The sequence below is a fragment of the Serinicoccus chungangensis genome (assembly GCF_006337125.1).
In the GTDB taxonomy this organism is placed as follows: Bacteria; Actinomycetota; Actinomycetes; order Actinomycetales; family Dermatophilaceae; genus Ornithinicoccus; species Ornithinicoccus chungangensis.
Genome location: NZ_CP040887.1, coordinates 712,829 through 738,206, shown reverse-complemented (window position 1 = coordinate 738,206; position 25,378 = coordinate 712,829). Strand labels below are relative to the sequence as shown.

Here is a 25,378-nt window from a genome sequence, read left to right as displayed (position 1 = left end):
CCGGGCGTCGCCTGTGGTTGCGGCCGAGTGCCCCTGACCAGGCGGTAGACTGGGAGTGCTTGACAAGGGTTCGGCGCGCCGGGTGGCTGGGACGGCGCGCGCGTCCGTGCAGACGGACCGATGCGAGAGGCATACCCCTTGTCCCCCGTGCAGTCCTACCGTCATCTCTTCGCCCTGACCGGGCCCCTCTACGTCGTCATCGCCTTCCTCGGGCGGCTCCCGCTCGCCATGTCGCAGATCGCCGCGCTGCTCGCGGTGTCCGGGGCGACCGGGTCGTATGCCGCCGGCGGCGCCACGGCAGGCGCCCTCGCGATCGCCAACGCCATCGGTGCGCCGGTCGCGGGCTCGCTGACCGACCGGGTGGGGCAGCGTCCCGTCCTACTCGTGCAGAGCCTCGTCGGCACCGTCGGGCTGCTCGGGCTCGCCGCCCTGACCATCACCCTGGACCCCGGTCAGCCCTGGTGGCCGCTGCCCGCGGCGGCCGCGGTGACGGGGGCCTTCGTGCCGCAGATCGGGACGATGGCACGGGTGCGCTGGCGGCCGATCAGCAGCGCGACTCCCGGTGCCGACCCTCGTGTCATGGACGCCGCGTTCTCCTACGAGGGGTCGGCCGACGAGGCGTCCTTCGTCCTCGGCCCGGCGCTCGTCGGCGTCATTGTGGCGGTCGCGGCGCCGGTCACCTCGCTCGTCGTCGCCGCGCTGCTCCTGGGGGCCTTCGGGACCTGGTTCGCCCTGCACCCGACGGTGGCCCTCGTCGGCGCGGCCGCGCCCGGGCCCGGCAGCCGGGTGCGCCTGCTGACGCCGGCGCTGCTGGTGCTGGCCGGGACGCAGCTGGGCATCGGCATGGTGTTCGGCTCGATCCAGACGGGCACCTCGGTGCTCGCGACGCAGGCCGGCCAGCCGGGCCTGACCGGGCTGCTCCACGCGCTGCTCGGGGTGGGCAGCGTGCTCGCCGGGCTGGCCGTCGTCGCCCTGCCCGAGCGGGTCGGGCACGTGCGTCGGCTGCGCGTCTTCACCAGCGCGATGGCCCTGCTCTCCCTGCCGCTGCTGCTCGTCGGCTCGCTGACGTCGCTGGCGGTCGCGCTGCTCTGCCTGGGGGTGGCGATCGCGCCGTCGATGATCACGGCCTTCACCCTGGCCGAGCGCACCACCCCCGCCCGCCGGCTGGGCGCCGCGATGACGATCCTCGCGGCGATGACCGGGACCGGGTATGCCATCGGCGCCGCCCTCGCCGGCCGCCTCGCCGACCTCGGCGGCCACCAGCCGGCCTTCGCGGTCACCGTCGTGGCCACCCTCGTCGCCACCACCCTGGCCTGGGCCGGCGGCCACCCCGTGCGTCGCGCCCTCACCACGGCCACCACCCCCCCCCCCCCCCCGCACCGGACGTCTCCTCGAGCCGCACCGGACTCGTCCTCAGGACGCACCGAACGTGCGGTAGGAAAGACCGGACGGCCGTTCCGCGTGCACCGGACGTCCGCCGCACACCCGACGGGTATGACGTGCGGCTGCGTGCCTGACCCGCTCGAGGTCAGTCCGACGCGCGTCCGGTGTGCGCTGACGACGCGTCCGGTGAGGCTGGACGACGCGTCCGAACTGCGCTGACCACGCGTCCGAACTGCGCTGACCACGCGTCCGGACTGCGTTGACCACGCGTCCGGAGTGCGCTGACGACGCGTCCGGTGCGGGTCAGGCGACGGAGAAGTCCACCGTGTGCCAGCCGCTGGCGCCGTTCGGGGCCGGGGCGGCGGTCTGCTCGGTCTGGGTCTCGCCGGTCGCGTCGGTCGCCCGCACGCGCACCTGGTGGCTGCCGGAGGCGGCCTCGGGCCAGGTGTAGGTCCACAACCGCCAGGAGTCCACGCTGGGCTCCGCGAGCAGGGTCGCCTCCTGCCAGTCGCCGTCGTCGACCTGCACCTCGACGCGGTCGACGCCGCGGTGCTGCGCCCAGGCCACCCCGGCGAGGGTGACGGCGCCGTCGGCGTCCGGGGCCAGCTCCCCGCCGGAGCGCGGGACGTCGATGCGCGAGGCCGTCTTGATCGGGCCGCGCTCGGACCACCCGCGGGGGGTCCAGTAGCCCTCGTCCTGGTCGAAGCGCGTGACCTTGAGCTCGGTGACCCACTTGGTGGCCGAGACGTAGCCGTAGAGGCCCGGCACGACCAGCCGCACCGGGTAGCCGTGCTCGGCCGGGAGGGGCTCGCCGTTCATGGCCACGGCGAGCAGGGAGTCCCGCTCGTCGGTGAGCGCCTCGATGGGCGTGCCGGCGGTCCACCCGTCGACGCTGCGCGAGAGCACCATGTCGGCCTCCGGCCGGACCCCCGCGCGGGCCAGCAGCTCACGCACGGGCCAGCCCTGCCAGCGCGAGTTGCCGACGAGGTCGCCCCCGACCTGGTTGGACACGCAGGTCAGGGTCACCAGAGCCTCGACGTGCTCCTCGGCGAGCAGGTCGTCGTAGCTGATCTCGATCTCCTCGTCGACCATGCCGGTCACCCGCAGCGTCCACCCCTGCGCGTCGACCCGCGGCACCCGCAGGGCCGTGTCGATCCGGTAGAACTCGGCGTTGTCGGTGAGGTATGCCGAGTGGCCGGTGATGTCGCTGGACGCGTCGTCGGGGACGCTCACCGTACTCACCGGGGTGGGCAGGCCGATGGCCTGCGCGGTCCGGGTGGCGGCCCGCCCGACGGTGCTGAGCAGCTGCCCGGCGAGGACGCCGAGCGCCCCGACGCCGGTCACCCCTCCGGCCGTCAGCAGCACCTGGCGTCGGGAGGCCCCGCTCGCCGGGGTGGCCGACGGGTGGGCGGGGCGGCCGGGGCCGTGGCCCGCACACCGGCCACCATGCCGGTGAGCCACCGCAGCACCTGGACACCGACCACGACGCCGAGCGCGGTGGGCACGAGGTCGACGACCCCGGTCGCGGGGCGGCTGAGCACGGCCAGCAGCCCGACGACGCCGACGGCCGCGAAGGCGCCGACCCCCAGCGTGGGGCGACGCCAGGCGAGGACGCCCAGCAGGGCGCACGCCACGACGAGGGTGAGGGCCATGCCCACCCCGAGGGCCAGCTTGTCCGCCGTGCCGAAGGTCGCGACCGCCCAGTCCTTGAGCCAGGGCGGGGTGCGGTCGACGAAGGCGCCCCCGACCGCCAGCAGCGGGGAGGACGTGCCCGCCGAGCCGAGCCAGCGGGTCCAGAGGGCGGCCAGCAGCTCGGCCGTGCCGAGCGTGGCGGCGCCGGCGGCCACCCCCGCGAGCGCGGCGAGCGGGCCGCGGCGGACCGGCCGGCGGTCGCCGGTCTCGGTGTCGGGGTCGCGAGTCATGACCATGCCTCCATCATGCGCGCCACCTGCGGCGACCGCCTGCTCGAGCCGGACATCGTCACACTCTCGTAACCACGGCACCGGCCGTCCGTCGTCCGCCGGGCCAGGCGCGTCGACGCCCTCCGTCGGGACCGGACCCGGGTCGGCCCTCAGCCCGCCCCGACGTCCCACTGCTGGCCGGCGGCGGCCACCGCCACCGGTCCCGACCAGCGCTCCCCTGCCTCGCGCAGCGCGCGGTCCGGGTCCGCCCACGGTGGCAGGTGCGTGAGGACGAGCCGGCCCACACCCCCGGCCGCGCGGGTGGCGTCGGCCGCCCGCCGCGGCGTGAGGTGGACGCCGCGGCCCTGGTCGTCCTCGCCGAAGCCGGCCTCGACCAGCGCGAGCCCCGCCCCGGTGAGCAGCGGAGCGAGCGCGGCGCAGGTGTCGGTGTCCCCGGAGTAGGCGAGCACGTCGTCACCGCACGCGACCCGCAGCCCGAAGGCGGGGACGGGGTGCCGGACGGCGAACGGCGTGACCACGAGGGGTCCGATCTGCAGCGGCGCGCCGTCGGACAGCTCGCCGAAGCGGAACCCGGACAGGGTCTCGGCCCGCCGCACCCCGTGCGCCCGCGCCATCCGCTCGGCCACGCCCGGCGGCCCCCACACGGGGAGGTCGGCCGTCGCCGGCACCGGTCCGTGACGCCGCAGCACCGACAGGCCGGTGAGGTCGAGGCAGTGGTCGGGGTGCAGGTGGGAGAGCAGGACGGCGTCGAGGGCGAGCGGATCGGTATGCCGTTGCAGCGGCCCGAGCGCGCCCGACCCCAGGTCGAGCAGCACGCGCCAGGGCCGCTCCCCGTCGTGCGCGGTGACGAGGTAGCAGCTGGCCGCGGCCTCCGGCCCGGGCACCGACCCGGAGCAGCCCACGACGGTCAGCCTCACTGCGGCTGGCGCTCCCGGGGCAGCACCCGGTGCATGATGTCCGCGATGCTCACCAGGCCCACGAGCCGCTCGTCACCGCGGAGCACGACGAGCTGCTCGCCGGACCCGCGCATGAGGGTGAGCGCCTCGTAGACCGGGGTGGCGGCGGGCAGGACGAACGCGGGGCGCGCCACCGGCTCGGCCGGCTCCTCGCCGCGGTGCAGGAGGGTGTCGCGGACGTGCACGACGCGCGGGTCGGTGGTGTCGTCGTCCAGCATGAGGATCCGCTTGTGCCCGGTGCGCGCCGCGACCGCCTGGACCTGCTCGACGGAGGCGTCGGAGCCGACCGCGGCGAGGTCGACGTGCTCGGGCGCCAGCTCGCCCAGGGTGAGGTCCTGCAGCTCGAGGGCGTCGGAGATCTGCTCCTGGTAGCTGCTCTCCAGCGCACCCTCGGCGGCGGACTGCTCGACGAGCACCCGGATGGTGTGCGCGTCCTGGCCACCCACCATCGCGCGGTCGACCGGGGTGATGCCGCTGGCGCTGACCAACCGGTTGGCCAGGGAGTTGACCCAGACCAGGAGCGGCCGCACCACGGCGATGAAGCCGCGCATGGGCAGCGAGACCAGCTTGGCGGCGCGCTCCGGGTGGGCGATCGCCCACGACTTGGGCGCCATCTCGCCGACCACGAGGTGCAGGAAGGTGACGAGCAGGAGGGAGATCGCGAACGACGCACCTCCGGCGACCCACCCGGGCAGGCCCAGGTCGGCCAGGACCGGGCCGAGCCGGTAGTCGACCGCGGGCTTGGTGACCGCTCCGAGGGCGAAGGTGCACGCCGTGATGCCGAGCTGGGCGCCGGCCAGCATGACGGTGAGCTCGTTCATGCTGCGCAGAGCGGCACGGGCGGACGGCGAGTGCTCGGCCTCGTGCTCCAGGCGGCTGCGGCGGGCGCCGAGGAGCGAGAACTCCACGATGACGAAGACCGCGCTGAGCACGATCAGACCGATGGTGATCAGGATGACGGTCAGGGCGTTCATCGCTGCTCCTCCGTGCTCCCGGACCGGACGTCCTCGGTCCGATCATCGCCTCTGTCGTCGCCGCTGTCGTCGCTGTCGTCGCCGCCGTCGTCCTCGGACGACCGGTCGTCCTGACCGTGCTCGTCGAGCGAGCGCTCGACCAGACGGACCCGCAGCAGGCTCGGCACGTGGCGGTCGATCTCGAGGACCTCGATGTCGACGCACCGCGTCACCCGTTCCTCGAGCACGAGCTCGCTCGGGTTCTCGGCGAGGTCCACGGTGACCGTCTGCCCGACGTCCGGCAGCGCGCCGAGCTCGGCGATGACGAGGCCCGACACGGTCTCGTAGTCGCCCTCGGGCAGGTCGTGGCCCAGGGCCCGCTGGAGCTCGTCCACGTGGACGTCACCGTCCATGCGCCACACGTCCTCCCCCTCGCCGACGATGCCCTCGGGCACCTCGTCGTCGTGCTCGTCGGTGATCTCGCCGAGGAGCTCCTCCGCGAGGTCCTCCAGGGTGAGGACGCCGGCGAAGCCGCCGTACTCGTCCACGACGCAGGCCAGCTGCTGGCCCGAGCCGGTCAGCTCGGCCACGGCGTCCGGCAGCGGCATGAGCGTGGGCACGATGACGGGCTCGCGCATGATCTGGCTGGCCACCCCCGCCGAGGGGTTGCGCAGGAGGTCGACGAGGCTGACCACCCCGACCGGCTGCCCGTCGCCGTCCACGACGGGATAACGGGTGTGCCCCTGCGCCATGAGCTGACGCAGCTCCTCGACGGGGGTCTCGGGGTCGATGACGTCGACCCGGGAGCGCGGCACCTGGGCGTGCTCGACGTCCTGGTCCGGGAAGTCGAGGATGCGGTCGAGGAGCACGGACAGCTCGGCCGGCAGGTCGCCGCTGTCGCGGGAGTCGGCCACGATCCGCTCGAGGTCCTCGGCGGTGGCGGTGGTGTCCAGGTCGTGGATCGGCTCGATCCGCACCAGCCTGAGCAGCGTGTTGGCGGACCAGTCGAAGACCTTGATGAGCCAGCCGAAGACCGCGAGGTAGAGGAGCGTGGACCGGGCCAGGGTGCGGGCCAGCGGCCCGGCGTTGGCGATGGCGAGGTTCTTGGGGTAGAGCTCGCCGAAGACCATCTGGACGACGGTCGCGACGGCCAGTGCGGACACGGTGCCCACGGTGATGCTCAGGGCCTCGGGCACCCCCGTGCCGCCGAGGATGATGGAGAGCCCGCGGCCGACGAGCGGCTCGGCGACGTAGCCGACGAGCAGACCGGTGACGGTGATCCCCAGCTGCGCGCCCGAGAGCATGAAGGACGTGCGCCGGGTGACCTTGAGGGCCCGCGCGGCCGCCTCGTCACCGGCGTCGGCCTCGGCGGAGAGCCGCAGCCGGTCGACCGACATGTAGGCGAACTCCTGCGCGACGAAGTAGCCGTTGGCCGCGATGATGACGGCGATCGCCAGGACGCCGACGAGGAGCAGGATGATGGCGGTGGTCACGACTCACCCCTCCGCCCGGTGGAGCGTGCGGGTGAGCCGTTGGTACAGCCAGGGTCCATGGGTCCGTTTCTCTGGGTATGCAGCGGGTGGGGCAGGAGCTCCCAGGATACGGGACCGGGCGGACGGGCCGGTGCGTCGCGCCGTGGGCGGGCCGCAGGACCCCGGCGGCGGCGGTGGCTAGAACGCGGCCTCGCGCGGGCGCGACGCGATCGGGAAGGACTGGTCGTGGAAGAGCACGGCGCGGGCCGCGGCCCGGCCCGCCGGCGTGCGCAGCAGCGCGAACCCCGCCTCGTAGACCCAGGGTGGGCGCAGGTGGGCGAGCAAGGTCCGCAGGCCCAGCCGGCCGGTGAGGCGGCGGCGCAGGGCGCGTCCGTCGTAACCGTCCGGCGCCCCACGCCGGCGGGACCGCAGGGCGTCGTCGAGCGACGCGACCGCCCGGTCGGACAGCCGCAGGCAGGGGTCGAGCCCCCCGGCCGTGAGCGGGGAGACGGCTCCTGCGGCGTCGCCGACGAGCAGTCCGTCGGGGCCGCTGATCCGGCGGAGCAGCCCACCGACGGGGATGGGACCGGCCCGCTGCTCCACCGGGCCGGTCCTGCGCACCCCGTCCAGGCCCGGCGGGTCGGCCCGCAGCTCGTCGAGGGCGCGCCGCAGCCCGCCCTCGAAGCGGGTGGGGTAGCCGGCGGTGCCGAGGTGCACGTGCTCGCCGTCCTCGACGACCCAGGCGAGGTACCCCGGGGCCAGGCGCGGGTCGAGGACGCAGTGGAAGGCCGGCGCCGACCCCGGCCGCGCAGCGATCGGGTAGACCTCCTCCGCCCCGACGAGCAGCTGCCGGTTGCGGTCGAGCCCGAGGTCACGAGCCACCCGGGACCTCGCACCGTCGGCGCCCACGACGTAGCGGGCGCGGACGTGCAGGTCGCCGCGCGCGTCCTCGAGGTGGCAGACCCCACGGGAGCGGCCGGCATACCGGGTCGACAGCCGCAGGTCGACCCCGGCGCGCAGCGCCTGCTCCCCGGCGGCCTCGTAGACCGCCGCCATGCGACCCACGCGGAACTCGTCGCGCCCGCTGACCAGCTCGACGGGACGCCGCCGACCGGGCGGGTAGAGGACCATCCGACGGATCGGCGGCCCGAGGGTGCCGTCCGGGAAGGTGTAGTCCTGCAGCGTGCGGTGCACGAAGATGCCCGTCGTGCGGATGCTCGCCGACAGGCTCGGGCGGGCCTCGGCCAGCAGGACCTCGTGCCCGAGGCGGGCCAGCCCCGTCGCGACCCGCAGCCCGGCCAGCCCGGCCCCCACCACGAGGACGTCGAGGTCCGGGATGCGCGCGGCGCCCACCGGGTCAGCCGCTCCGGGTCTGGTCGACCGGCTCCCGGTGGTCCGCGCCGTCGGCGTCGTCCTCCCACCGCAGCAGGTCGCCGGGCTGGCACTCCAGCACCTGGCAGAGGGCCTCCAGGGTGGTGAAGCGGACGGCCTTGGCCCGGCCGTTCTTGAGCACGGCGAGGTTGGCGGGGGTGATACCGACCCGCTCGGCGAGCACGCCCACGGCCATCTTGCGCCGCGCGAGCATGACGTCGATGTCGACGACGATGGGCATCAGATGACCTCGTCCAGCTCGGACTGCAGCGACCGCGCCTCGACACCCAGCGAGATGGCCTGCGCGAGCAGCGTCCGCATGACGTAGACCAGCAGCGCGACCCCGCCGACCACCAGGGCGGCCCCGCAGACCACCCCGATGAGGCCGGGGGCGACCGCGTCACCCGCCACGGCGTGGTTGGCGGACCGGGCGACGACCGCGACGGCCAGCACGAGCACGGCACCGGTGGCGATGGCGCCGATGGCCACGTCGACGTAGCGGAAGGCCGCCGGGCTGAAGACGGTGTGCCGCGACACCATGGTGAGCAGGCGCCACACGCAGACGCCGACGACCTGCAGCGTCAGCACCCCGAGCACGCCGATGACCGCCAGGCTCGTCCGCACCCCCGCCGGCGCCCCCTCCAGGTCCAGCCACAGCAGCGGCACGATGACCAGCTGCACGACGAGCGAGCCCAGCAGCGCCACGGCGATGACGCCCTGCAGCACCCGGACGACCCAGCGGTCCATGGTGACTCCTTCATGTCGACGAACGAGAGTAATCTATCGATATTCGACACCTCGGTCAAGGGGTCGCCCACCGTCCGCGAGGGTGCGCCCGCGTCAGGGGCTGGTGACCCGCTCCTCCGGCCGGCCGACGAAGGCCCGGTGCACCTGCTCGACCTCCGGCCCGAGGAAGCGCCGGGCGAGGTAGTGGAAGCCGTCCGGGTCCCCCGTGGTGAGCCACTGGTGCACGGGCGCGGCGCCCGGCGCGGCGAGCAGACCGCCGTCGGTGAGCACCCGGAAGAGGTCCGCCGCCGTGGCCGCGGCCGAGGAGACGAGCTGCACCTGCTCGCCGAGGACGTACTGCAGCGCCTGCGTCAGCAGCGGGTAGTGCGTGCAGCCGAGGATGAGGGTGTCGATGTCGCGCTCCTGCAGCGGTGCGAGGTAGGCCTGCGCCACCTCGATGACCTCCGGCCCGCTGGTGACCCCCGCCTCGACGAGCTCGACGAAGCGCGGGCAGGGCTGGCTGGCCACGCGCACCGAGGGCGGCGCGGCGACGAAGGAGTCGACGTAGGCCCGCGACTGGTGGGTCGCCGCGGTCGAGATGACGCCGATGCGGCCGTTGCGGGTGACCGCCATCGCCCGGCGGACGGCCGGCCGGATCACCTCGACGACGGGCACGGCATACCGCTCCCGGGCGTCCGCGAGCACCGCCGCCGACGCGCTGTTGCACGCGATGACCAGCGCCTTCACCCCGTGCTCGACGAGCCGGTCCAGGCACTCGAGGGAGAACTCGCGCACCTGCGCGATCGGCCGCGGCCCGTAGGGGGTGCGCGCCGTGTCGCCGAGGTAGAGCACCGACTCGTGGGGCAGCTGGTCGAGGACCTCGCGCGCGACGGTCAGGCCGCCGAAGCCGGAGTCGAAGACCCCGATGGGCGCCTCGGTCATCTCAGAGGTCGTCGTCCGCCGCCACGAACGGGTTGGCCAGCGCGCCGATGCCCTCGATCTCGACCTCGCACCGCTGCCCCGCCGTGATCGGACCCACCCCGGCCGGGGTGCCGGTGAGGATGACGTCACCGGGGAGCAGGGTGAAGGCCGCGGACGCGTGCGCGATGAGCTCGGCGATGCCGAAGTGCAGGTCGGCGGTCGTCCCGTCCTGGCGCAGCTCACCGTCGACGGTCGAGCGCACGGACAGGTCCGCGGTGTCGAGGTCGGTCTCGATCCAGGGGCCGAGCGGGGTGAAGGTGTCCATGCCCTTGGCCCGCGCCCACTGCCCGTCGCCGCGCTGCAGGTCGCGCGCCGTGACGTCGTTGGCGCACGTGTAGCCGAAGACCACCGACAGCGCGTCCTGCGCGGCGACGTCCTTGCACAGGCGTCCGATGACGACGGCGAGCTCGGCCTCGTAGGAGATCTCGGTCGCGAAGGACGGGATGACGACCGGGTCGCCGGGCCCGCAGACCGAGGTGTTGGGGATGAAGAACATCATCGGCTCGGCGGGCAGCTCCTGGCCCATCTCGCGCGCGTGGTCGGCGTAGTTGCGGCCGATCGCCACGACCTTGCTGCGCGGGATGACCGGCGCCAGCAGGCGCACGTCGGCCACCTCGAAGGTCTGGCCGGTCAGGTCGATCTTGGTGTAGAGCGGGTCGCCGGAGATCTCGGCGATCCGCTCCCCGGCCCCGTCGACGAGGCCGAAGCGGGGGTCGTCACCGTCGGTGAAGCGGCAGATACGCATCTGTCCAGGGTATGCCGTGCCCCCCACCTCGTCAGCAGTGGACCGAGGGCCCCGGGCCGAGGTCCGCCAGAACCTCGGCCCAGGACGTCAGTGGGCGCCGCCCGAGGTGAGCTTGAGCCCGACGATCCCGGCGACGATCGCGACCAGGCACAGCACGCGGGCGACCGTGGCCGGCTCCCCCAGCGCGACGATGCCGTAGGCCGCGGTGCCCACGACGCCGATCCCGACCCACACGGCATACCCCGTGCCGAGCGGGATCGTGCGCAGCGACCACCCCAGGCCCGCCATGCTCAGGGCCAGCGCCACCCCGAAGACGACGCTCGGCCACAGGCGGGTGAACCCCTCGGACCGGGTGAGCGCTCCGGCCCACACCGCCTCGAGGACGCCGGAGACGACGAGAACGATCCATGACAGAGCGACCATGATGACGCCCTCCCAGGGCGTGCCACGTCGTCGTCGGGCCGGGTACGACGTGCCTCGTCCGGGGATCCGCCCCTGCCGGGCGGCCCGGCCCCAGGATCTCACAGCCCGGGCGGGCGGGCCAGCCGCTCCTCGGGCGCCCGAGGACCGGCCCCCGCGGCTAGGGTGGGCGACCGTGCAGACCCAGGCGACCGCTCCGCAGGTGCTCGGGGCGCCGGTATGGCGCGCCCGCGCCGCCGCGCACGCGCGCACGGTCGAGGCGCTCACCGCGGACCGGCTGGCCCGCCGGGTGGAGGGGCGCACGCACCCGGTCGACGACTTCCTGTGGGAGTACTACGCCTTCCGCCCCGCGCAGCTCGCCCGATGGCACCCCGGGCCGGGCGTGGGCCTCGCCGACGGGCGCGAGCGGGAGGGGTGGAGCGGCTACCTCGTCGACGGGGCGGGCACGGCCTCCCTCGACGTCGAGCGGTTCGTGGAGCGCCGCGGGCGCGCCGTCTCCTTCGTGCGCGACCTCCTGGACGCGACGCTGTCGCGGCCGGGGAGGTTCGGCTGCTTCGGGCTGCACGAGTGGGCGATGGTCTACCGGGCCGACCGCGCAGACGTGCGCCACGACTGGCCGCTTCGGCTGGGGCCCGAGGGCACCGACGCGGTCGTCGAGAGCCACCAGGTGGGGTGCTCGCACTTCGACGCCTACCGCTTCTTCACCCCCGAGGCCGCGCCCCGCAACAGCCTGACCCCCACCCGGGAGCGCCAGCTCGAGCTCGAGCAGCCGGGGTGTCTGCACGCCGGGATGGACCTCTACAAGTGGTGCTTCAAGCTCGCGCCGGCGGTGCCCAGCGAGCTGACCCTGGACGCCTTCCACCTGGCCCGCGACATCCGCGAGCTGGACATGCGCGCCGCCCCCTACGACCTGCGCGACCTCGGCTACGAGCCGGTGCGCATCGAGACGCCGGAGGGCAAGCGCGAGTACGCCGAGGCCCAGCGCGCCTTCGCCCGCCGCTCGAACGCGATGCGCCGGCGGCTCCTAGCCGTGCTGGACGGGCTGGCTCAGACCAGCTGGTAGAGCCAGCCGTGGCGGTCCTCGGCGCGGCCGTACTGGATGTCGAGCAGCTCGGCCCGCAGGTCCTCGGTGACCTTGTGCTCGGCGGGCATGGCGAGCACTCCGCCGCTCCACGCGAGCCGGCCGACCGGGGTGATGACGGCCGCGGTGCCGCAGGCGAACACCTCGGTGATCTCACCGGAGGCCACGCCGTCGCGCCACTCGTCGATGGTGAACCGGCGCTCCTCGACCTGGTGGCCGCGCTCGCGCAGCAGGTCGAGCAGCGAGGAGCGGGTGACGCCGGGCAGGATCGTGCCGGTGAGCTCGGGGGTGACCACGCGACCGTCGGCATACAGGAAGAAGAGGTTCATGCCACCGAGCTCCTCGACGTAGCGGTGCTCGGCCGCGTCGAGGAAGACGACCTGGTCGCAGCCGTGCTCGATGCCCTCGGCCTGGCTGGCCAGCGAGGCCGCGTAGTTGCCGCCGCACTTGGCCGCGCCGGTGCCCCCGGCGGCCGCGCGGACGTACTGGTCGCTGACCCACAGGCTGACCGGCTCGAGCCCGCCCGGGAAGTAGGAGCCGGCCGGGGAGGCGATGACGCTGAAGAGGTAGCGGTTGCTCGGGCGCACCCCCAGCGCCTCCTCCGTGGCGATCATGAAGGGGCGCAGGTAGAGCGACATCTCGCCGGCGTCCGCCCCGGGCACCCACCCCTGGTCGAGGGTGACGAGCTCCTTGATGGCGTCCAGGAAGAGCGTCGGCGGCAGCTCGGGCATGGCGAGGCGACGGGCCGAGCTGTTGAAGCGCTCGGCGTTGCGCTCGGGACGGAAGGTCCAGACCGTGCCGTCGGCGTGACGGTAGGCCTTCATCCCCTCGAAGATCTCCTGGGCGTAGTGGAACACCGCCGCGGAGGGGTCCAGCGGGATGGGGCCGTAGGGCACCACCCGCGCGTCGTGCCACCCCTGCTCCTTGTCCCACTCGACCATCACCATGTGGTCGGTGAAGATGCTGCCGAACCCGGGGTTGGCGAGCAGCTCGGCGATCTGCTCGGGGCCGCGGCGGCCGGGCGCCTCGGTGACGGCGAAGGAGGTGGACGTCGCTGTCTGGCTCATGGCCGCAGCGTAGCCGCCTGACGCCCCGTCACCGCCAGGGGTGGACCTGACGCCACGGCACCTCGCGCGCCTCGCCGCCACCTCCCGCCGCCGGTCGCCTAGGGTGTCGGCGTGAGCACCCTGGACCCGAGCAGCGCCGACCTGACCCTGCTGCAGGACCGCCAGGTGGCGGTCCTGGGCTTCGACGCCATGGGCGCCGCGCACGCGCTCAACCTGCGCGACAGCGGGGTGGACGTCTGGGTCGGCACGGACCCCGACAGCCGGCTCGCGGCCCGGGCGGAGCTCGAGGGGCTGCCCGTGTCACCGCCGGAGGAGGCCGTCGAGCGCTGCGACATCATCCTCGTCCCGGGCACCGACCGGGGGGAGAACGAGCCGCGCCGCGTGACCGCCCTGGTCGAGGCCCACACGGAGCCCGGCGACCTCGTCATCGTCACCAGCGCCTCCGCCGTCCAGGAGGGCCGGCTCCGCGTCCCCGACGGCGTGGACCTGGCCATGCTGCGCAGCATCGGCAGCGGCGAACGGGTACGGGAGGAGTACCTCGACGGCCGGGGGTGCCCCGCCCTCGTCGCGGTCGCCCACGACCGCAGCGGCGCCGCGTGGGCGACCCTCACGGCCTACGCCGCGGCCATGGGGGCACTGCGCTCCGGTGCCGTCGTCACGACCGTCGAGCACGAGAGCACGGCCATGACCACGGCGCGGGACCGCGTCCAGATGCCGCTGCAGGAGGCCCTGGAGAGCACCTTCGAGGACCTGGTGGGCCGCGGCGTGGAGCCGGAGGTCGCCTACGTCGCCCTGGTGCACGAGCTGAAGACGCAGGTCGACCAGGTCTACGCGGCGGGGTTCGCCTCGCAGCACGGGCCGTCCGGCCAGGCCGGCGGCGACCCGGCGGCGAGCAGCCGCCGCGAGGCGGCGGCCGGGGCGCACGCCCTGGAGCACGCCGGCCGACAGGTCCGGGCCATGACCAGCTGGTTGCGCTGACCCGACCGCGCCGCGGAGCGGGGGCAGGACGGCCCGCGGCGCACGGTGCCGGGCCCTGGGCTCAGCGCAGGAAGAGCGCGCGCAGCCGCACGGTGGTGAGCACCAGACCGATGAGAGTCATCCCGACGAAGTAGAGCGCGTGGACCCAGGTCAGCGCGTCGAGGTGGCCCACCGACAGCTGTCGCATCAGCTCCACGCCGTGCCACAGCGGCATCGCCATGATGCACCACTGGATCCAGTCCGGGTAGACCGCGATCGGGTAGAGCGTCGCGGAGAAGAGGAACATCGGCAGCAGCGCGAAGTTGATGAGGTCCATCTGCTGGAAGCTGGTGAGGTAGCTCGTCACCCCCATGCCCAGCGCCGCGAACCCCAGGGCGATGAGCACCGCCGCCGGCACCATGAGCAACGACCACCAGGACGTCACCAGCCCCATGGCCGCGATCACGCCGAGGAAGCCCAGGGCGTACAGGAAGCCGCGGAAGAGCGCCATGAGGATCTCGCCGAGCGCGACGTCCAGCGGACCGAGGGAGGTCTGCAGCATCGCCTCGTAGAGCTTGGCGAAGCGCAGCTTGAAGAAGACGTTCCACGTCGAGTCGTAGATCGCGCCGTTCATCGCCGACGTCGCGAGGAGGGCGGGGGCGATGTAGGCGGCGTACTCCACCGGCTGGCCGCCGGGCCCGGTCACCGTGCCGACCAGCGCACCCATGCCGATGCCCATGGCGAGCAGGTAGAACACCGGCTCGAAGAACCCGGACGCCAGGACCGTCCAGTTCTGGTTGCGGACGACGGCGAAGCCGCGCTCCAGCACGGCCCCGATGTTGCCGGACGCCAACGACGAGAGCCACGCCGGCCGCGGTATGCCGTGGCCCGCCGCTCCCACGGCGCCACCGGACCCGCGGTCGCCACCGCGGGCCTCCAGGCCCTGCCCCGGGGCGCTCACGAGTGCAGCCTGCGGGTGTAGGAGCGGGTGGCCCAGACGACGCCCCCGACCGTGCAGCCCAGCAGGAAGGCCAGGTGCACCGCCATCATCACCGCCGGGACGTCCGCACCGTAGGACGCCACCCGGGCGAGCTGCGTGCCGTGCCACACCGGGCTGACCCAGCCGATCCAGTGCAGCCACACGGGCATCGCGGACAGGGGGAAGAACGTCCCCGCGAAGAGGAACATCGGCATGACGACGAAGCGCTGGATGAAGGCGAACTGGTAGGCCTCGTCCTCGATGGTCGAGGCGTAGGCCTGCAGGGGTGTGCCGAACGCGGTCGCGGTCAGGACCCCGACCGGCACGACGAGCACGGACTGCCACCAGGCGGACGGGGCGGCGCCGAAGGCCACCATGATCACCCAGAAGACACCCCCCTGGAGCACGAAGCGCAGGACCACCGCGAGGAGGTGACCCCGGGCGATCTGCCCCGGCTCCAGGGGTGAGGCGGTGGGACCGTGGTAGAGCCGCTGCCACTTGAAGCCGCTCATGACGGGGTAGGTCATCTCGGCGGTCACCGACATGACGACCGTCGACACGAGCAGGGCGGGCGCGACGAAGGTGAGGTAGTCGACGCCGTCGACGGGGCCGGTGCCGCGGTCGACGAGCTCGCCGAGGCCCACCCCGAGGGCGACCATGTAGAGCAGCGGCTGCAGCACGGCGTACACGGCGATCGGCAGCGCGAAGGCACGCATGCCGCGCAGCGTCGTCTCGGCGTAGAACCAGGAGCCGGAACGCCGGGTGCGCGCGGCCATCTCGGTGTGCGGCGGCACCCGGCCGGAGGCGACGAGCCCGGCCGCGTCGAACTCCGGCGCGTCGGCCCCGGTGCCGGGGCTGAGGTCAGTCAACGAGCGACCTCCCGGTGAGCCGGAGGAAGACGTCCTCGAGGGAGGACCGCCGCACCAGCGAGGTGACCGGGTGCAGGCCCCGGGAGGTGACCTCCTCGAGAGCGGCTTCGCCGTCGTGGGCGTAGACGAGGATGCGGTCGGGCAGCACCTCGTTGCGCTCCCCCACCCCGTCCAGCTGGGCGACCACGGAGGCGTTGCGGGCCGAGCCGAAGCGCAGCTCCAGCACCTCCCGGGTCGAGTGCTCGCGGATGAGCGAGGCCGGGCTGCCCTGCGCCATGATCCGGCCGTGGTCGACCACGATGAGCCGGTCGCACAGCTGCTCGGCCTCGTCCATGAAGTGGGTCGTGACGACGAGGGTGGTCCCGGCCTCCTTGAGCCGGAAGAGACGGTCCCACAGGATGTGGCGGGCCTGCGGGTCCAGTCCTGTCGTCGGCTCGTCGAGCAGCAGGATCCGCGGCTCGTTGACCAGACCCCGGGCGATGGTGAGCCGACGCTTCATGCCGCCGGAGAGCGCACTGACCTTCTCCTTGGCCTTGCTCTCCAGCTGGGCGAAGGCGAGCAGCTCGGCCGACTTGTCCGCGAGGTAGGAGCGCGAGAGCCCGAAGTAGCGCCCGTACATGACGATGTTCTCGCGGACCCGCAGCTCCTCGTCGAGGTTGTCCTGCTGCGGCACGACACCGAGGTGGGCGCGCACCTGTGGGCCCTGGGTCCCCGGGTCCAGCCCCAGGACGGTGAGCTCGCCGCCGTCCCGGTCGAGGGTGCCGCCGATCATCCGCATGGTGGTCGACTTGCCGGCCCCGTTGGGCCCGAGCAGGCCGAAGCTCTCCCCCGCCTCGACCTCGAGGTCGATCCCGTCGACGGCGGTGAAGTCCCCGTAGGTCTTGCGCAGTCCTCGGGCGGTGATCACGGCAGGCACGAGCCGAGACTCTACGTCCTCGCCGAGGGCCCGCCAACGGCTTATCCGGTATGCCGACCCGTCGCGGCGGGGACGTCGCCGTGGTCTCGTGGCGCGGGACGACGCCCCGTGGTCACGGGCCGGGGTGGTGCGGTCAGCGGCCGCGCAGCACGGCGCGCACCGTCCCGCTGCCCGGCCCGACGTGCGACCAGGGCACGGCCAGCTCGAGCACCGCCGCGGACGCGGTGGGCAGCCCGCCGTGCAGCGCCTCCCGCCCGGCGTCGTCCTGCCCCTCGTCCTGCCCGTCGTCACCGAGCTCCCAGGCCGTGCTCGACATCACCGGCTCGTGGCCGACGACCCACAGCACCTCGACCTCCTGCGGGACCTCGGCGACGGCCTCGAGGACGCCGTCGATGCCGCCGTCGTAGATCCGCCCGGTGGGCCACGTCTCCACCTGTCGGTCGCCCAGCGCGTGCTGCAGGGTCTGCCAGGCCCGGGCCGCGGTGGAGACCAGGGCCAGCTCCGGGGCCCAGCCCGCGTCCCCGAGGGAGCGACCCAGGGCCGCGGCGTCCTGCTCGCCGCGCGCGGTGAGCTCACGGGCGTGGTCGCCGCCGGGTCCCGGCGGGGTGTCCTGCGCCTTGGCGTGGCGGATGAGCACGAGGGTGGGCATACCGCGACCTCCTGTCCTGCCCGGGACCGCCCGGACGGCTGCGGCCCGTGCGGTCCTCCCGAGACTAGCCCGGGGACGGCCGCAGGGCCGGGCGGCTCACGCCACCACGGCCCTGCGTCCTGTCCCGGTCGTGCCGGTCGTCAGGGCTGCCCGTCCACCCAGTCGGGGTAGTGCTCGTTCAGCTCCTCCTCGACGTCCTGGGACACCGCGTTGGTGCCACCCAGGATGACGACCCGCTCCGGGCTGAGCCGCTCCAGCTCGGCCAGCGTGGCCTCCGGCAGCTCACCAGGCTTGGTCAGCAGCACCGGCACACCCTGGTGACCGGCCAGGGCCGAGCCCGCCAGCGCGTCCGGGAAGTTGCGACCCGAGGCGATGTGCACCAGCGGGACGTCCGTCCCGTGGACCTGCGAGACCGCGACCGCGGTCTCGTAACGGTCCCCACCGGAGACCCGCTCGTCCGCGCCCAGCGCGGCGAACGTGTCGTCGTCGACGGCGACCTCCCCACCGAGCACCACGACCCGGTCCGGGTCGAGCTCGGCGAGCGCGTCCGCCGTGGCAGCCGGCACACCGTCCGGGCGGGTCAGCAGCACCGGGGCGTTCTCCATGCCCGCGCGAGCCGAACCGGTCAGGGCGTCGGCGTAGGCACGGTCCTGCCCGGAGGCGACGTAGACCACCTCGGGGCCCTCGAACATCATCGCCAGGTTGGCCGCCGTCTCATAACGGTCGGTCCCCTCGACGCGGGACACCTCGCCGTAGGCCTCGAGGTCACCAGCCACGCCCGAGGACACCGCACCGGTGCCGCCCAGGATGACGATGCTGCTCGGATCCACGGCCTCCAGGGCCTCCCGCGTGTCCTGGGGCAGCCGGTCGTTCTTGACCAGCAGCACCGGGGCCGGGTCACCCTCGGGCGTGTTCATCGTGCCCGGCAGCAGACCGCGCGAGGCAGCCGGCGAACCGGACATGGCGTCGGCGAAACCGGTACCCGAGGCGATGTAGACCGTCTCCACCCCGTCCGGGTAGAGCGCCGAGATCGCCGCGGCCGTGCCGTAGCGGTCCGTGCCGAAGACCCGCTCGACCGTGGGCTCGGGCTCGGGCTCCTCCTCGGCGACCTCGCCGCGGGCGAGCACCGGGATCGCGACGGCCACGTCTCCGGAGGTCCAGGCGACCTCACCCTGCTGCCACACGTCGGTGGCGGCGCCGGTGTTGGCGACCGTGATCGTCACCTCGGCGGAGCCGCCCGCCGGGACGGTGACGCTGGCCGGCTCGACCGTCACGGACAGGGTGTCCGGGCCGGTGACGGAGGCCTCGAAGGTCGCGTCCGCCGCACCGGGGTTGGTGACGGTCCGGGTCACCGTGGTCGGCTGGGTGCCGAGGGCCGGCACCGAGACGTAGGCCGCGTTGAGGTCGTAACCGGTGGTCGGGTCGGCGAGGAAGGTGTCCCAGTCGGCCTCGGTCGAGTCGAACACCAGGCCGGGCTCGAGGAAGGCGCGCGGCTCGACGAAGCCGGTGCCCCCGACCACGGCCTGGTTGCTCTCGGCCTCGACGTAGTCGGTCGTCGAGGTCTGCAGGGCCGACTTGATGGCCATCGGCGACCACTCCGGGTGCGCCGCTGCGAGCAGCGAGCCCAGGCCGGCGACGTGCGGCGAGGCCATCGAGGTGCCGGTCAGGTAGCCGTACTGCGGCTCACCGCCTTCGCTGGCGTAGGCGGCCAGGACGTTGACGCCGGGCGCGCCCAGGTCCGGCTTGAGGATGGTCTGCTCGTCGGCGGCGACGTCCACCGGGCCGCGGCCGGAGAACGGCGCGACGGAGGGCACGGGGCCGTCCTCGGGGCGGTGGAACGACGCGGCGACCGTGGTCTGCCAGGGGCCGGTGTGCGCGACCGCGACGCCGGACTCCGCCGAGTTGCCGGCGGATGCGGCGTTGAAGACCCCGGCGGCGGCGGCGTTCTTGAACGCCAGGTCAACCGGGTCCTCGTAGGTCGTCGGGTCACCACTGACCGAGAAGTTGATGACGTCGACGCCGTCGGTGAGGGCCGCCTCGACCGCCGCGATGGAGTCGTCGGGGTGGCACCCGCTCACCCCCTCGAAGTCGAAGCAGGCCTTGTAGGCCGCGACGTGCGCCCCCGGCGCCATCCCGGCCAGGTCGTAGGTGTTGCCCTCGGCGTCCTCGAGGGACACCTCCCGCCCGACCGCCGTGCTGGCGACGTGCGAGCCGTGGCTGTCGGTGTCCAGCGGGCTGACGCTCTCGGCCTCGATGGGCTCGTAACCCTCGGCGCGCGCCCCCTCGACGAAGTAGCGGGCGCCGACGATCTTGTCGGTGCACGCCGAGGTGGGGAAGTCGCCCGCGTCGTCGCCCTCACCGGTCTCGCACTCCCCGGCCCAGTCGGCCGGCGGGGCCGGCATGCCGTCCGCCGCGAAGGAGGGGCTGTCGTAGGCGATGCCGGAGTCGATGACGCCGACGACCGTGCCCTTGCCGGCCTCCATGGGCCCGCCGAGCTGGGACCACACGCCACCGGGGCCGCGCAGGCCGAGCAGGTCGGGCGACAGGTCCGTGTCCGGGTTGGCCGGCGCGCCGTCGGGCTCCCCGACGACACCCGCGTCCAGCTGGCGCAGCGTGGACCGCGTGACCGACACCACGTCGTCGCGCTGGGCGAGGGCGGCGGCCTCGGCGGCGGTGAGCTGCGCGGCGAAGCCGTTGAGGGCGACCGTGTAGCGGTAGGTCGGCTCCGCGGCCACCCCCTGCAGCACGTCGTCCTGCTGGGCGAGCAGCTGGTCGGTGTAGCTGAGCGCCTCCGCGGAGGTCGTGTCCACCTTCTCCAGTGCGGACCCGGCCGTGCCCGGGTGGGTGGCCAGCGGCAGCCGGTCGAGCACCACGACGTAGGCACCGTCCTGGAGGTCGCCGGTGGCGCTGACCGGTCCGGCCACCGCCGGCCCGTCGGTCGCGGAGGCGGCCACCGGCGCGAGCCCGGCCACGAGGCTGAGTCCAGCCACGGCGGCCAGGGCGCGGCGAGCCCCCGATGTCGAGCGATACGTCACGATTCTGTCCCCTGTTTCCCTGTGAGCCCGCCCCCGACGGAGCCGGCAGATGACGCCGCACCTCCTGCAGGCCCGGCACCCGGAGCCTATACCGACCACGGTAGGTTCCCGCAAGGGTGCGGTCTGATCGTCGCCCGATGTTCACCCTGGCGACGAAAGGCCAGGTCAGGACAACTGCGATGTCGGTCCGGCCACGCGGTGCAGCAGCTGGCCATCCTGCCGGTATGCCGTGAGCTGGGAGGCCAGGTAACTTCCCATCCGCGGCAGCGAGGCGGGCGAGGCCCCCCCGACGTGCGGCACGACGAGCACCCCCGGGGTGGAGAAGGCGGGGTGCCCGTCCGGCAGCGGCTCGGGGTCGGTGACGTCGAGGGCCGCCCGCAGCCGGCCGGCCGCGCACTCGGCGAGCAGGGCGCCGGTGTCGACGACCGGCCCGCGCGCGACATTGACGACGAGGGCCTGGTCGGGCAGCAGCGCGAGCTCGTCGGCGCCCAGCAGCCCGCGGGTGCGGTCGGTGAGCGGCAGGGTGAGCACGACGGCGTCGGCCCGCGGGAGGAGCTCGGGCAGGCGGTCGACGCCGTGCACCCGCTCCACCAGCCCGTCGCCGCGCCGGTCCGCGCTGGCCACGGCGAGGACGTCGCACTCGCAGGCCAGCAGCCGCCGGGTGAGAGCGGTGCCGATGCCGCCGTAGCCGACGACGAGCACCGTGGAGTCGGCCAGCGAGCGCCAGGGGCCGGGGGCGGAGCGGTCCCACACCCCGTCGGCCTGGCGCAGCACGTGGTGCGGCAGGTTCCGCTGCGCGGCGAGCAGCAGCGCCAGGGCCAGCTCGCTGGTCGCGGTGTCGTGCACCCCGACGGCGTTGGCCAGCTGCACCCCCTCCGGGAGGGAGGGCAGCGCGTGCTCGTAGCCCGCCGAGGCCAGGACCACCGCCCGCAGCCCCGGCACCTCGCCCATCCGGCGCAGCCACGGCCCGGCGATCATCGACAGCGCGAGGACGTCGACGTCCCGCCCGCCGCCGGGCACGGTGCCGGGGTCCTGGTGGTCGTAGGGCAGGACCTCGACGCCCTCGACCGGCCCGAGGTGCGGCAGCAGCTCCTCGGGGACGGCGGCGACGGGCGCGCGGCCGGACGCGGACGGCATACCGGGTGTCAGCCCTGCACGCCGAGCGTCTCCAGGATGAGCTCGCGCGCCCGACCGGCGTCGGCCTGGCCGCGCATCTTCTTCATGACCTGGCCGATGAGGGCCCCGACCGCCTGCACCTTGCCGCCGCGGATCCTCTCCACGACGTCGGCGTTCTCGGCGATGACCTCCTCGACCGCGGTCTGCAGCGCGCCGTCGTCCTGCACCAGCTCGAGACCGCGGGCGTCGGCGACCTCGGTGGGGGTGCCCTCGCCGGCCAGCACGCCCTCCAGCGCCTGCCGCGCCATCGAGTCGTTGAGCCGGCCGCCGGTGACGAGGGAGTCCAGCTCGGCGACGTGGGCCGGGGTGACGCCCAGGTCGAGCAGCTCCACCGCACCGCCGTCCTCGCCCGCGGTCTTGGCCCGCCGGGCCAGCTCGCCCATCCACCACTTGCGGGCGGCGGCGGCCGATGCGCCCGCGGCGACGGTGGCCTCGATGACCTCCACCGCACCGGCGTTGACGACGTCGCGCATCTCCAGGTCGGAGTAGCCCCAGTCCTCCTGCAGCCGGCGACGGCGTTCCGCCGGGTTCTCCGGCAACGTGGCCCGCAGCCGCTCGACGTCCTCGCGGGTCGGGGCGACGGGCACCAGGTCGGGCTCGGGGAAGTAGCGGTAGTCGTCGGCGTCCGACTTGGGCCGGCCCGAGGTGGTGATGCCGGTGTCCTCGTGCCAGTGCCGAGTCTCCTGCAGGATCGACCCGCCCGCGTCGAGGACGGCGGCGTGCCGGGTCATCTCGTAGCGCACCGCACGCTCGACCGAGCGCAGGCTGTTGACGTTCTTGGTCTCGGTGCGGGTCCCGAAGCGCTGCGCGCCGGTCGGCATGAGCGAGACGTTGGCGTCGCAGCGCAACGACCCCTGCTCCATCTTGACGTCCGAGACGTCGAGCGCGCGCAGCAGGTCGCGCAGCGCGCCGACGTAGGCGCGGGCCACCTCGGGCGCCCGCTCCCCCGCCCCGGTGAGCGGCTTGGTGACGATCTCGATGAGGGGGATGCCGGCCCGGTTGTAGTCGACCAGGCTGTGGGAGGCGCCGTGGATGCGACCGGTGGCGCCGCCGACGTGGGTGGACTTGCCGGTGTCCTCCTCCATGTGCGCCCGCTCGATCTCGACGCGAAAGACAAAGGACTCCTCGCCGAGGAATTCCGGCCCTTCCCGGGGCGGCACCTCGACGTCGAGCCAGCCGTCGACGGCGATGGGCTCGTCGTACTGGCTGGTCTGGAAGTTCTTCGGCATGTCGGGGTAGAAGTAGTTCTTCCGGGCGAACCGGCACCACTCGGCGATCCCGCAGTTCAGCGCGAGGCCGATGCGGATCGCCGACTCCACCGCCGTGCGGTTGACCACGGGCAGCGCCCCGGGCAGGCCGAGGCAGACCGGGCAGGTCTGGGTGTTGGGCTCGGCGCCGAAGCCGGTCGCGCAGCCGCAGAACATCTTGGTGGCGGTGCCCAGCTCGACGTGCACCTCCAGCCCCAGCACCGGCTCGTAGCGGGTCAGCAGGTCGTCGTAGGCGACGGTCCGCTCGGGACCGGCCGTGGTCCGGGTGCTCATGCCCTCACCTCGATCTCGGGAGCCTGCTCGATGACGTAGCCGCCCTGCTGCTCGCGCAGGCGGGCCTCCAGGGCCGCGCCCACGGCATACAGGCGCTGGTCCTGCATCGCGGGGGCGAGGATCTGCAGCCCCGCGGGGAGCCCGTCCTCGTCGGCGGTGCCGGAGGGCACCGACATGCCGGGGACCCCGGCCAGGTTGGCGGGGATGGTGGCGATGTCGTTGAGGTACATCGCCATCGGGTCCTCGGTCTTGTCGCCGATGCGGAACGCGGTCGTCGGCGCGGTCGGGCTGACGAGCACGTCCACCTGCTCGAACGCCGCCTCGAAGTCGCGGGCGATGAGGGTGCGGACCTTCTGCGCCTGCCCGTAGTAGGCGTCGTAGTAGCCGCTGGAGAGCGCGTAGGTGCCCAGGATGATGCGCCGCTTGACCTCGTCGCCGAAGCCCGCGTCCCGGGAGGCGCCCATGACCTGCTCGGCGCTGGGGCTGCCGTCCGGGGTGACCCGCAGGCCGTAGCGCATCGCGTCGTAGCGCGCCAGGTTGCTGCTCGCCTCGGAGGGGAGGATGAGGTAGTAGGCCGCCATCGCGTAGGCGAAGTGGGGGCAGGAGACCTCGGTGATCTCCGCCCCGAGGTCGCGCAGGGCGTCCAGCGCCTCCTCGAAGCGGGCCTGCACGCCCGGCTGGAAGCCCTGGTCCGAGCCGCTGATCTCGCGGACGACACCGACCCGGAGGCCGGCGAGGTCGGTGGTCCCGGCCGCGCCGACGACGTCCGGCACCGGCGCGTCGACCGAGGTGGAGTCCATCGGGTCGTGCCCGGCGATGACCGCGTGCAGCAGCGCGGCGTCCGCGACGGTGCGGGCGCACGGGCCGATCTGGTCGAGGCTGGAGGCGAGCGCGATGATCCCGTAGCGGCTCACCGCGCCGTAGGTCGGCTTGGTGCCGACGGTCCCGGTGACCGCGGCCGGCTGCCGGATCGAGCCGCCGGTGTCGGAGCCGATCGCCAGCGGCGCGAGGTAGGCCGCGACCGCCGCGCTGCTGCCCCCGCCGGACCCGCCGGGGATCCGGTCGAGGTCCCACGGGTTGCGGGTCGGCCCGAAGGCGGAGTGCTCGGTGGAGGAGCCCATGGCGAACTCGTCCATGTTGGTCTTGCCGAGGATGGGCATCCGGGCCTGCCGGATGCGGGTGACGATCGTCGCGTCGTAGGGGGGCACGAAGTCCTCGAGCATGCGGCTGCCCGCGGTCGTCGTCAGGCCCTGCGTGCAGGCGATGTCCTTGACCGCGACCGGCACCCCGGCCAGGCGGGGCAGCTCCTCGCCCGCGGCCCGCGCGGCGTCCACCTCGCGGGCCGTCGCCAGGGCGCCCTCGGCGTCGACCAGGAGGTAGGCGTTGAGACCAGGGTTGAGCACCTCGATGCGGTCCAGGTGGGCTTGGGTGAGCTCGACCGAGGTGAGGGTGCCGGCGGCGAGGCGGTCGGCCATCTCGACGGCGGTGAGGCGGGTGAGGTCGGCGTCGGCCGTCCCCCCGCCGGGGGCGGCGTGGGTGGTGGGGTCGCTCATCTCACTCCTCGTCCAGGATCCGCGGCACCGCGAAGCGGTCGTCCTGGGCCTGCGGGGCGTTGGCCAGGGCCTGCTGGACGCTCAGGCTCTCCCGCACCTCGTCGGGACGGGTGACGTTGGCCAGCGGCATGGGGTGGGACATGGGCGGCACGTCGGCCGAGGCGACCTCACCGACCTGGCCGACCCAGTCGACGATCTGGTCGAGCTGGGCGGCGAGCCGGTCGAGCTCGGCGTCCTCGAGCTGGATGCGGGCCAGCATGGCGACGTGCGCGACGTCCTCGCGCGAGAGGTTGGACATGGCGCCAGTCTAGGTCGCGCGCGTCGCCGTCCTGGGCATGGTGGTGCCCTGGTGCGATCACGACGAACTCGCGGGCGCCACCCCGGCGTGGACGGGTAGCGTCGCCGGGTGAGCACCGACCTGACCCACACCCCGGACGCGGAGGACTTCCGTGCCCTGGCGCGCAGCGCGCCGTGGCGCTTCGTCACGCTGCACTGGACCCATCTGTCCCAGGGCGGCGGGACGCCGGCTGGGCGCGAGCCGGCGCAGGCCTGGCTGGACCGGGCCGAGCCGCGGCTCACGGTGCGGCAGGGGCGGGACGTCTTCACCGACACCGAGGTTCCCTACG

24 protein-coding genes are annotated in these 25,378 nt (G+C 74.0%); 3 read left to right on the top strand and 21 right to left on the bottom strand.

All coding sequences use genetic code 11. The features are described from left to right. The first annotated feature begins 147 nt into the window (after nucleotides 1-147). Complete coding sequence (locus FHD63_RS03360; RefSeq protein WP_238705815.1) at nucleotides 148-1,602, top strand: MFS transporter; 1,455 nt, start codon at nucleotides 148-150, stop codon at nucleotides 1,600-1,602. Nucleotides 1,603-1,686: 84 nt separating this feature from the next. Here the strand turns inward: FHD63_RS03360 and FHD63_RS03355 are convergent, their stop codons facing one another. The 11 genes from FHD63_RS03355 to FHD63_RS03310 form a co-directional block, all read right to left on the bottom strand. Next, nucleotides 1,687-2,748, bottom strand: coding sequence for a molybdopterin-dependent oxidoreductase (locus FHD63_RS03355; protein ID WP_338056421.1), 1,062 nt, complete (start codon nucleotides 2,746-2,748; stop codon nucleotides 1,687-1,689). Continuing rightward, a complete protein-coding gene (locus FHD63_RS16950) occupies nucleotides 2,739-3,305 on the bottom strand; it encodes a hypothetical protein (protein WP_338056420.1) in 567 nt (188 codons plus the stop codon). Before FHD63_RS16950 ends, FHD63_RS03355 begins: the two co-directional genes overlap by 10 nt. Nucleotides 3,306-3,454: 149 nt before the next feature. Continuing rightward, a complete protein-coding gene (locus FHD63_RS03350; RefSeq protein WP_238705749.1) occupies nucleotides 3,455-4,207 on the bottom strand; it encodes an MBL fold metallo-hydrolase in 753 nt (250 codons plus the stop codon). Nucleotides 4,208-4,218: 11 nt separating this feature from the next. Then, on the bottom strand, nucleotides 4,219-5,235 hold the full coding sequence (locus tag FHD63_RS03345) for a hemolysin family protein (RefSeq protein WP_139720129.1): 1,017 nt from the start codon (nucleotides 5,233-5,235) through the stop codon (nucleotides 4,219-4,221). Further along, on the bottom strand, nucleotides 5,232-6,707 hold the full coding sequence (locus FHD63_RS03340; RefSeq protein ID WP_139720127.1) for a hemolysin family protein: 1,476 nt from the start codon (nucleotides 6,705-6,707) through the stop codon (nucleotides 5,232-5,234). Before FHD63_RS03340 ends, FHD63_RS03345 begins: the two co-directional genes overlap by 4 nt. Before the next feature lie 177 nt (nucleotides 6,708-6,884). Further along, complete coding sequence (locus FHD63_RS03335) at nucleotides 6,885-8,039, bottom strand: FAD-dependent oxidoreductase (RefSeq protein ID WP_238705748.1); 1,155 nt, start codon at nucleotides 8,037-8,039, stop codon at nucleotides 6,885-6,887. Nucleotides 8,040-8,043: 4 nt separating this feature from the next. Beyond that, nucleotides 8,044-8,298, bottom strand: coding sequence for a helix-turn-helix domain-containing protein (locus FHD63_RS03330; protein WP_139720125.1), 255 nt, complete (start codon nucleotides 8,296-8,298; stop codon nucleotides 8,044-8,046). After that, nucleotides 8,298-8,804: a DUF2975 domain-containing protein gene (locus tag FHD63_RS03325; protein ID WP_139720124.1), complete on the bottom strand. Its 507-nt coding sequence runs from the start codon at nucleotides 8,802-8,804 to the stop codon at nucleotides 8,298-8,300. The genes FHD63_RS03330 and FHD63_RS03325 overlap by 1 nt, the downstream gene beginning before the upstream one ends. A gap of 93 nt (nucleotides 8,805-8,897) precedes the next feature. Next, on the bottom strand, nucleotides 8,898-9,725 hold the full coding sequence (murI, locus tag FHD63_RS03320; RefSeq protein ID WP_139720122.1) for a glutamate racemase: 828 nt from the start codon (nucleotides 9,723-9,725) through the stop codon (nucleotides 8,898-8,900). A gap of 1 nt (nucleotide 9,726) precedes the next feature. Continuing rightward, a complete protein-coding gene (locus tag FHD63_RS03315; protein ID WP_139720121.1) occupies nucleotides 9,727-10,509 on the bottom strand; it encodes a fumarylacetoacetate hydrolase family protein in 783 nt (260 codons plus the stop codon). 87 nt (nucleotides 10,510-10,596) lie between these two features. After that, a complete protein-coding gene (locus FHD63_RS03310) occupies nucleotides 10,597-10,923 on the bottom strand; it encodes a DMT family transporter (RefSeq protein WP_139722954.1) in 327 nt (108 codons plus the stop codon). 181 nt (nucleotides 10,924-11,104) lie between these two features. On the opposite strand from FHD63_RS03310, the gene FHD63_RS03305 reads away from it, so the two are divergent. After that, a complete protein-coding gene (locus tag FHD63_RS03305; RefSeq protein WP_238705747.1) occupies nucleotides 11,105-11,992 on the top strand; it encodes a 3-methyladenine DNA glycosylase in 888 nt (295 codons plus the stop codon). On the opposite strand, the gene FHD63_RS03300 is transcribed toward FHD63_RS03305, so the two are convergent. Continuing rightward, nucleotides 11,977-13,077 (bottom strand): branched-chain amino acid aminotransferase, encoded by a 1,101-nt coding sequence (locus FHD63_RS03300; protein ID WP_139720119.1) that lies wholly within the window; start codon nucleotides 13,075-13,077, stop codon nucleotides 11,977-11,979. The genes FHD63_RS03305 and FHD63_RS03300 overlap by 16 nt on opposite strands. Before the next feature lie 111 nt (nucleotides 13,078-13,188). Between FHD63_RS03300 and FHD63_RS03295 the strand changes: the two genes are divergently transcribed. Further along, entirely contained in the window at nucleotides 13,189-14,055 is an 867-nt protein-coding gene (locus tag FHD63_RS03295) for an NAD(P)-binding domain-containing protein (protein ID WP_139720117.1), read from the top strand. A gap of 61 nt (nucleotides 14,056-14,116) precedes the next feature. Here the strand turns inward: FHD63_RS03295 and FHD63_RS03290 are convergent, their stop codons facing one another. The 9 genes from FHD63_RS03290 to gatC all read right to left on the bottom strand — a co-directional run bounded on the left by FHD63_RS03290 (nucleotide 14,117) and on the right by gatC (nucleotide 25,050). Beyond that, the gene (locus FHD63_RS03290; protein ID WP_139722952.1) at nucleotides 14,117-14,935 is read right to left on the bottom strand and encodes an ABC transporter permease; all 819 of its coding nucleotides are present in this window, start codon (nucleotides 14,933-14,935) and stop codon (nucleotides 14,117-14,119) included. 56 nt (nucleotides 14,936-14,991) lie between these two features. Then, a complete protein-coding gene (locus FHD63_RS03285; RefSeq protein ID WP_238705746.1) occupies nucleotides 14,992-15,882 on the bottom strand; it encodes an ABC transporter permease in 891 nt (296 codons plus the stop codon). Continuing rightward, on the bottom strand, nucleotides 15,875-16,798 hold the full coding sequence (locus FHD63_RS03280; RefSeq protein ID WP_139720115.1) for an ABC transporter ATP-binding protein: 924 nt from the start codon (nucleotides 16,796-16,798) through the stop codon (nucleotides 15,875-15,877). The genes FHD63_RS03285 and FHD63_RS03280 overlap by 8 nt, the downstream gene beginning before the upstream one ends. A 133-nt stretch (nucleotides 16,799-16,931) precedes the next feature. After that, nucleotides 16,932-17,447, bottom strand: coding sequence for a SixA phosphatase family protein (locus tag FHD63_RS03275; protein ID WP_139720114.1), 516 nt, complete (start codon nucleotides 17,445-17,447; stop codon nucleotides 16,932-16,934). Between the two features lie 140 nt (nucleotides 17,448-17,587). Then, entirely contained in the window at nucleotides 17,588-20,437 is a 2,850-nt protein-coding gene (locus FHD63_RS03270) for a cell wall-binding repeat-containing protein (RefSeq protein ID WP_158296695.1), read from the bottom strand. Nucleotides 20,438-20,647: 210 nt separating this feature from the next. Beyond that, nucleotides 20,648-21,619 (bottom strand): NAD(P)-dependent oxidoreductase, encoded by a 972-nt coding sequence (locus FHD63_RS03265; protein ID WP_139720110.1) that lies wholly within the window; start codon nucleotides 21,617-21,619, stop codon nucleotides 20,648-20,650. 8 nt (nucleotides 21,620-21,627) lie between these two features. Then, the gene (gatB, locus tag FHD63_RS03260) at nucleotides 21,628-23,199 is read right to left on the bottom strand and encodes an Asp-tRNA(Asn)/Glu-tRNA(Gln) amidotransferase subunit GatB (RefSeq protein ID WP_139720108.1); all 1,572 of its coding nucleotides are present in this window, start codon (nucleotides 23,197-23,199) and stop codon (nucleotides 21,628-21,630) included. Continuing rightward, nucleotides 23,196-24,752: an Asp-tRNA(Asn)/Glu-tRNA(Gln) amidotransferase subunit GatA gene (gatA, locus tag FHD63_RS03255; RefSeq protein WP_139720106.1), complete on the bottom strand. Its 1,557-nt coding sequence runs from the start codon at nucleotides 24,750-24,752 to the stop codon at nucleotides 23,196-23,198. Before gatA ends, gatB begins: the two co-directional genes overlap by 4 nt. Nucleotide 24,753: 1 nt before the next feature. After that, nucleotides 24,754-25,050 carry an Asp-tRNA(Asn)/Glu-tRNA(Gln) amidotransferase subunit GatC gene (gatC, locus tag FHD63_RS03250; protein WP_139720104.1) on the bottom strand — a complete coding sequence of 99 codons (297 nt, stop codon included), beginning with the start codon at nucleotides 25,048-25,050 and terminating at the stop codon, nucleotides 24,754-24,756. Nucleotides 25,051-25,378 lie beyond the last annotated feature (328 nt).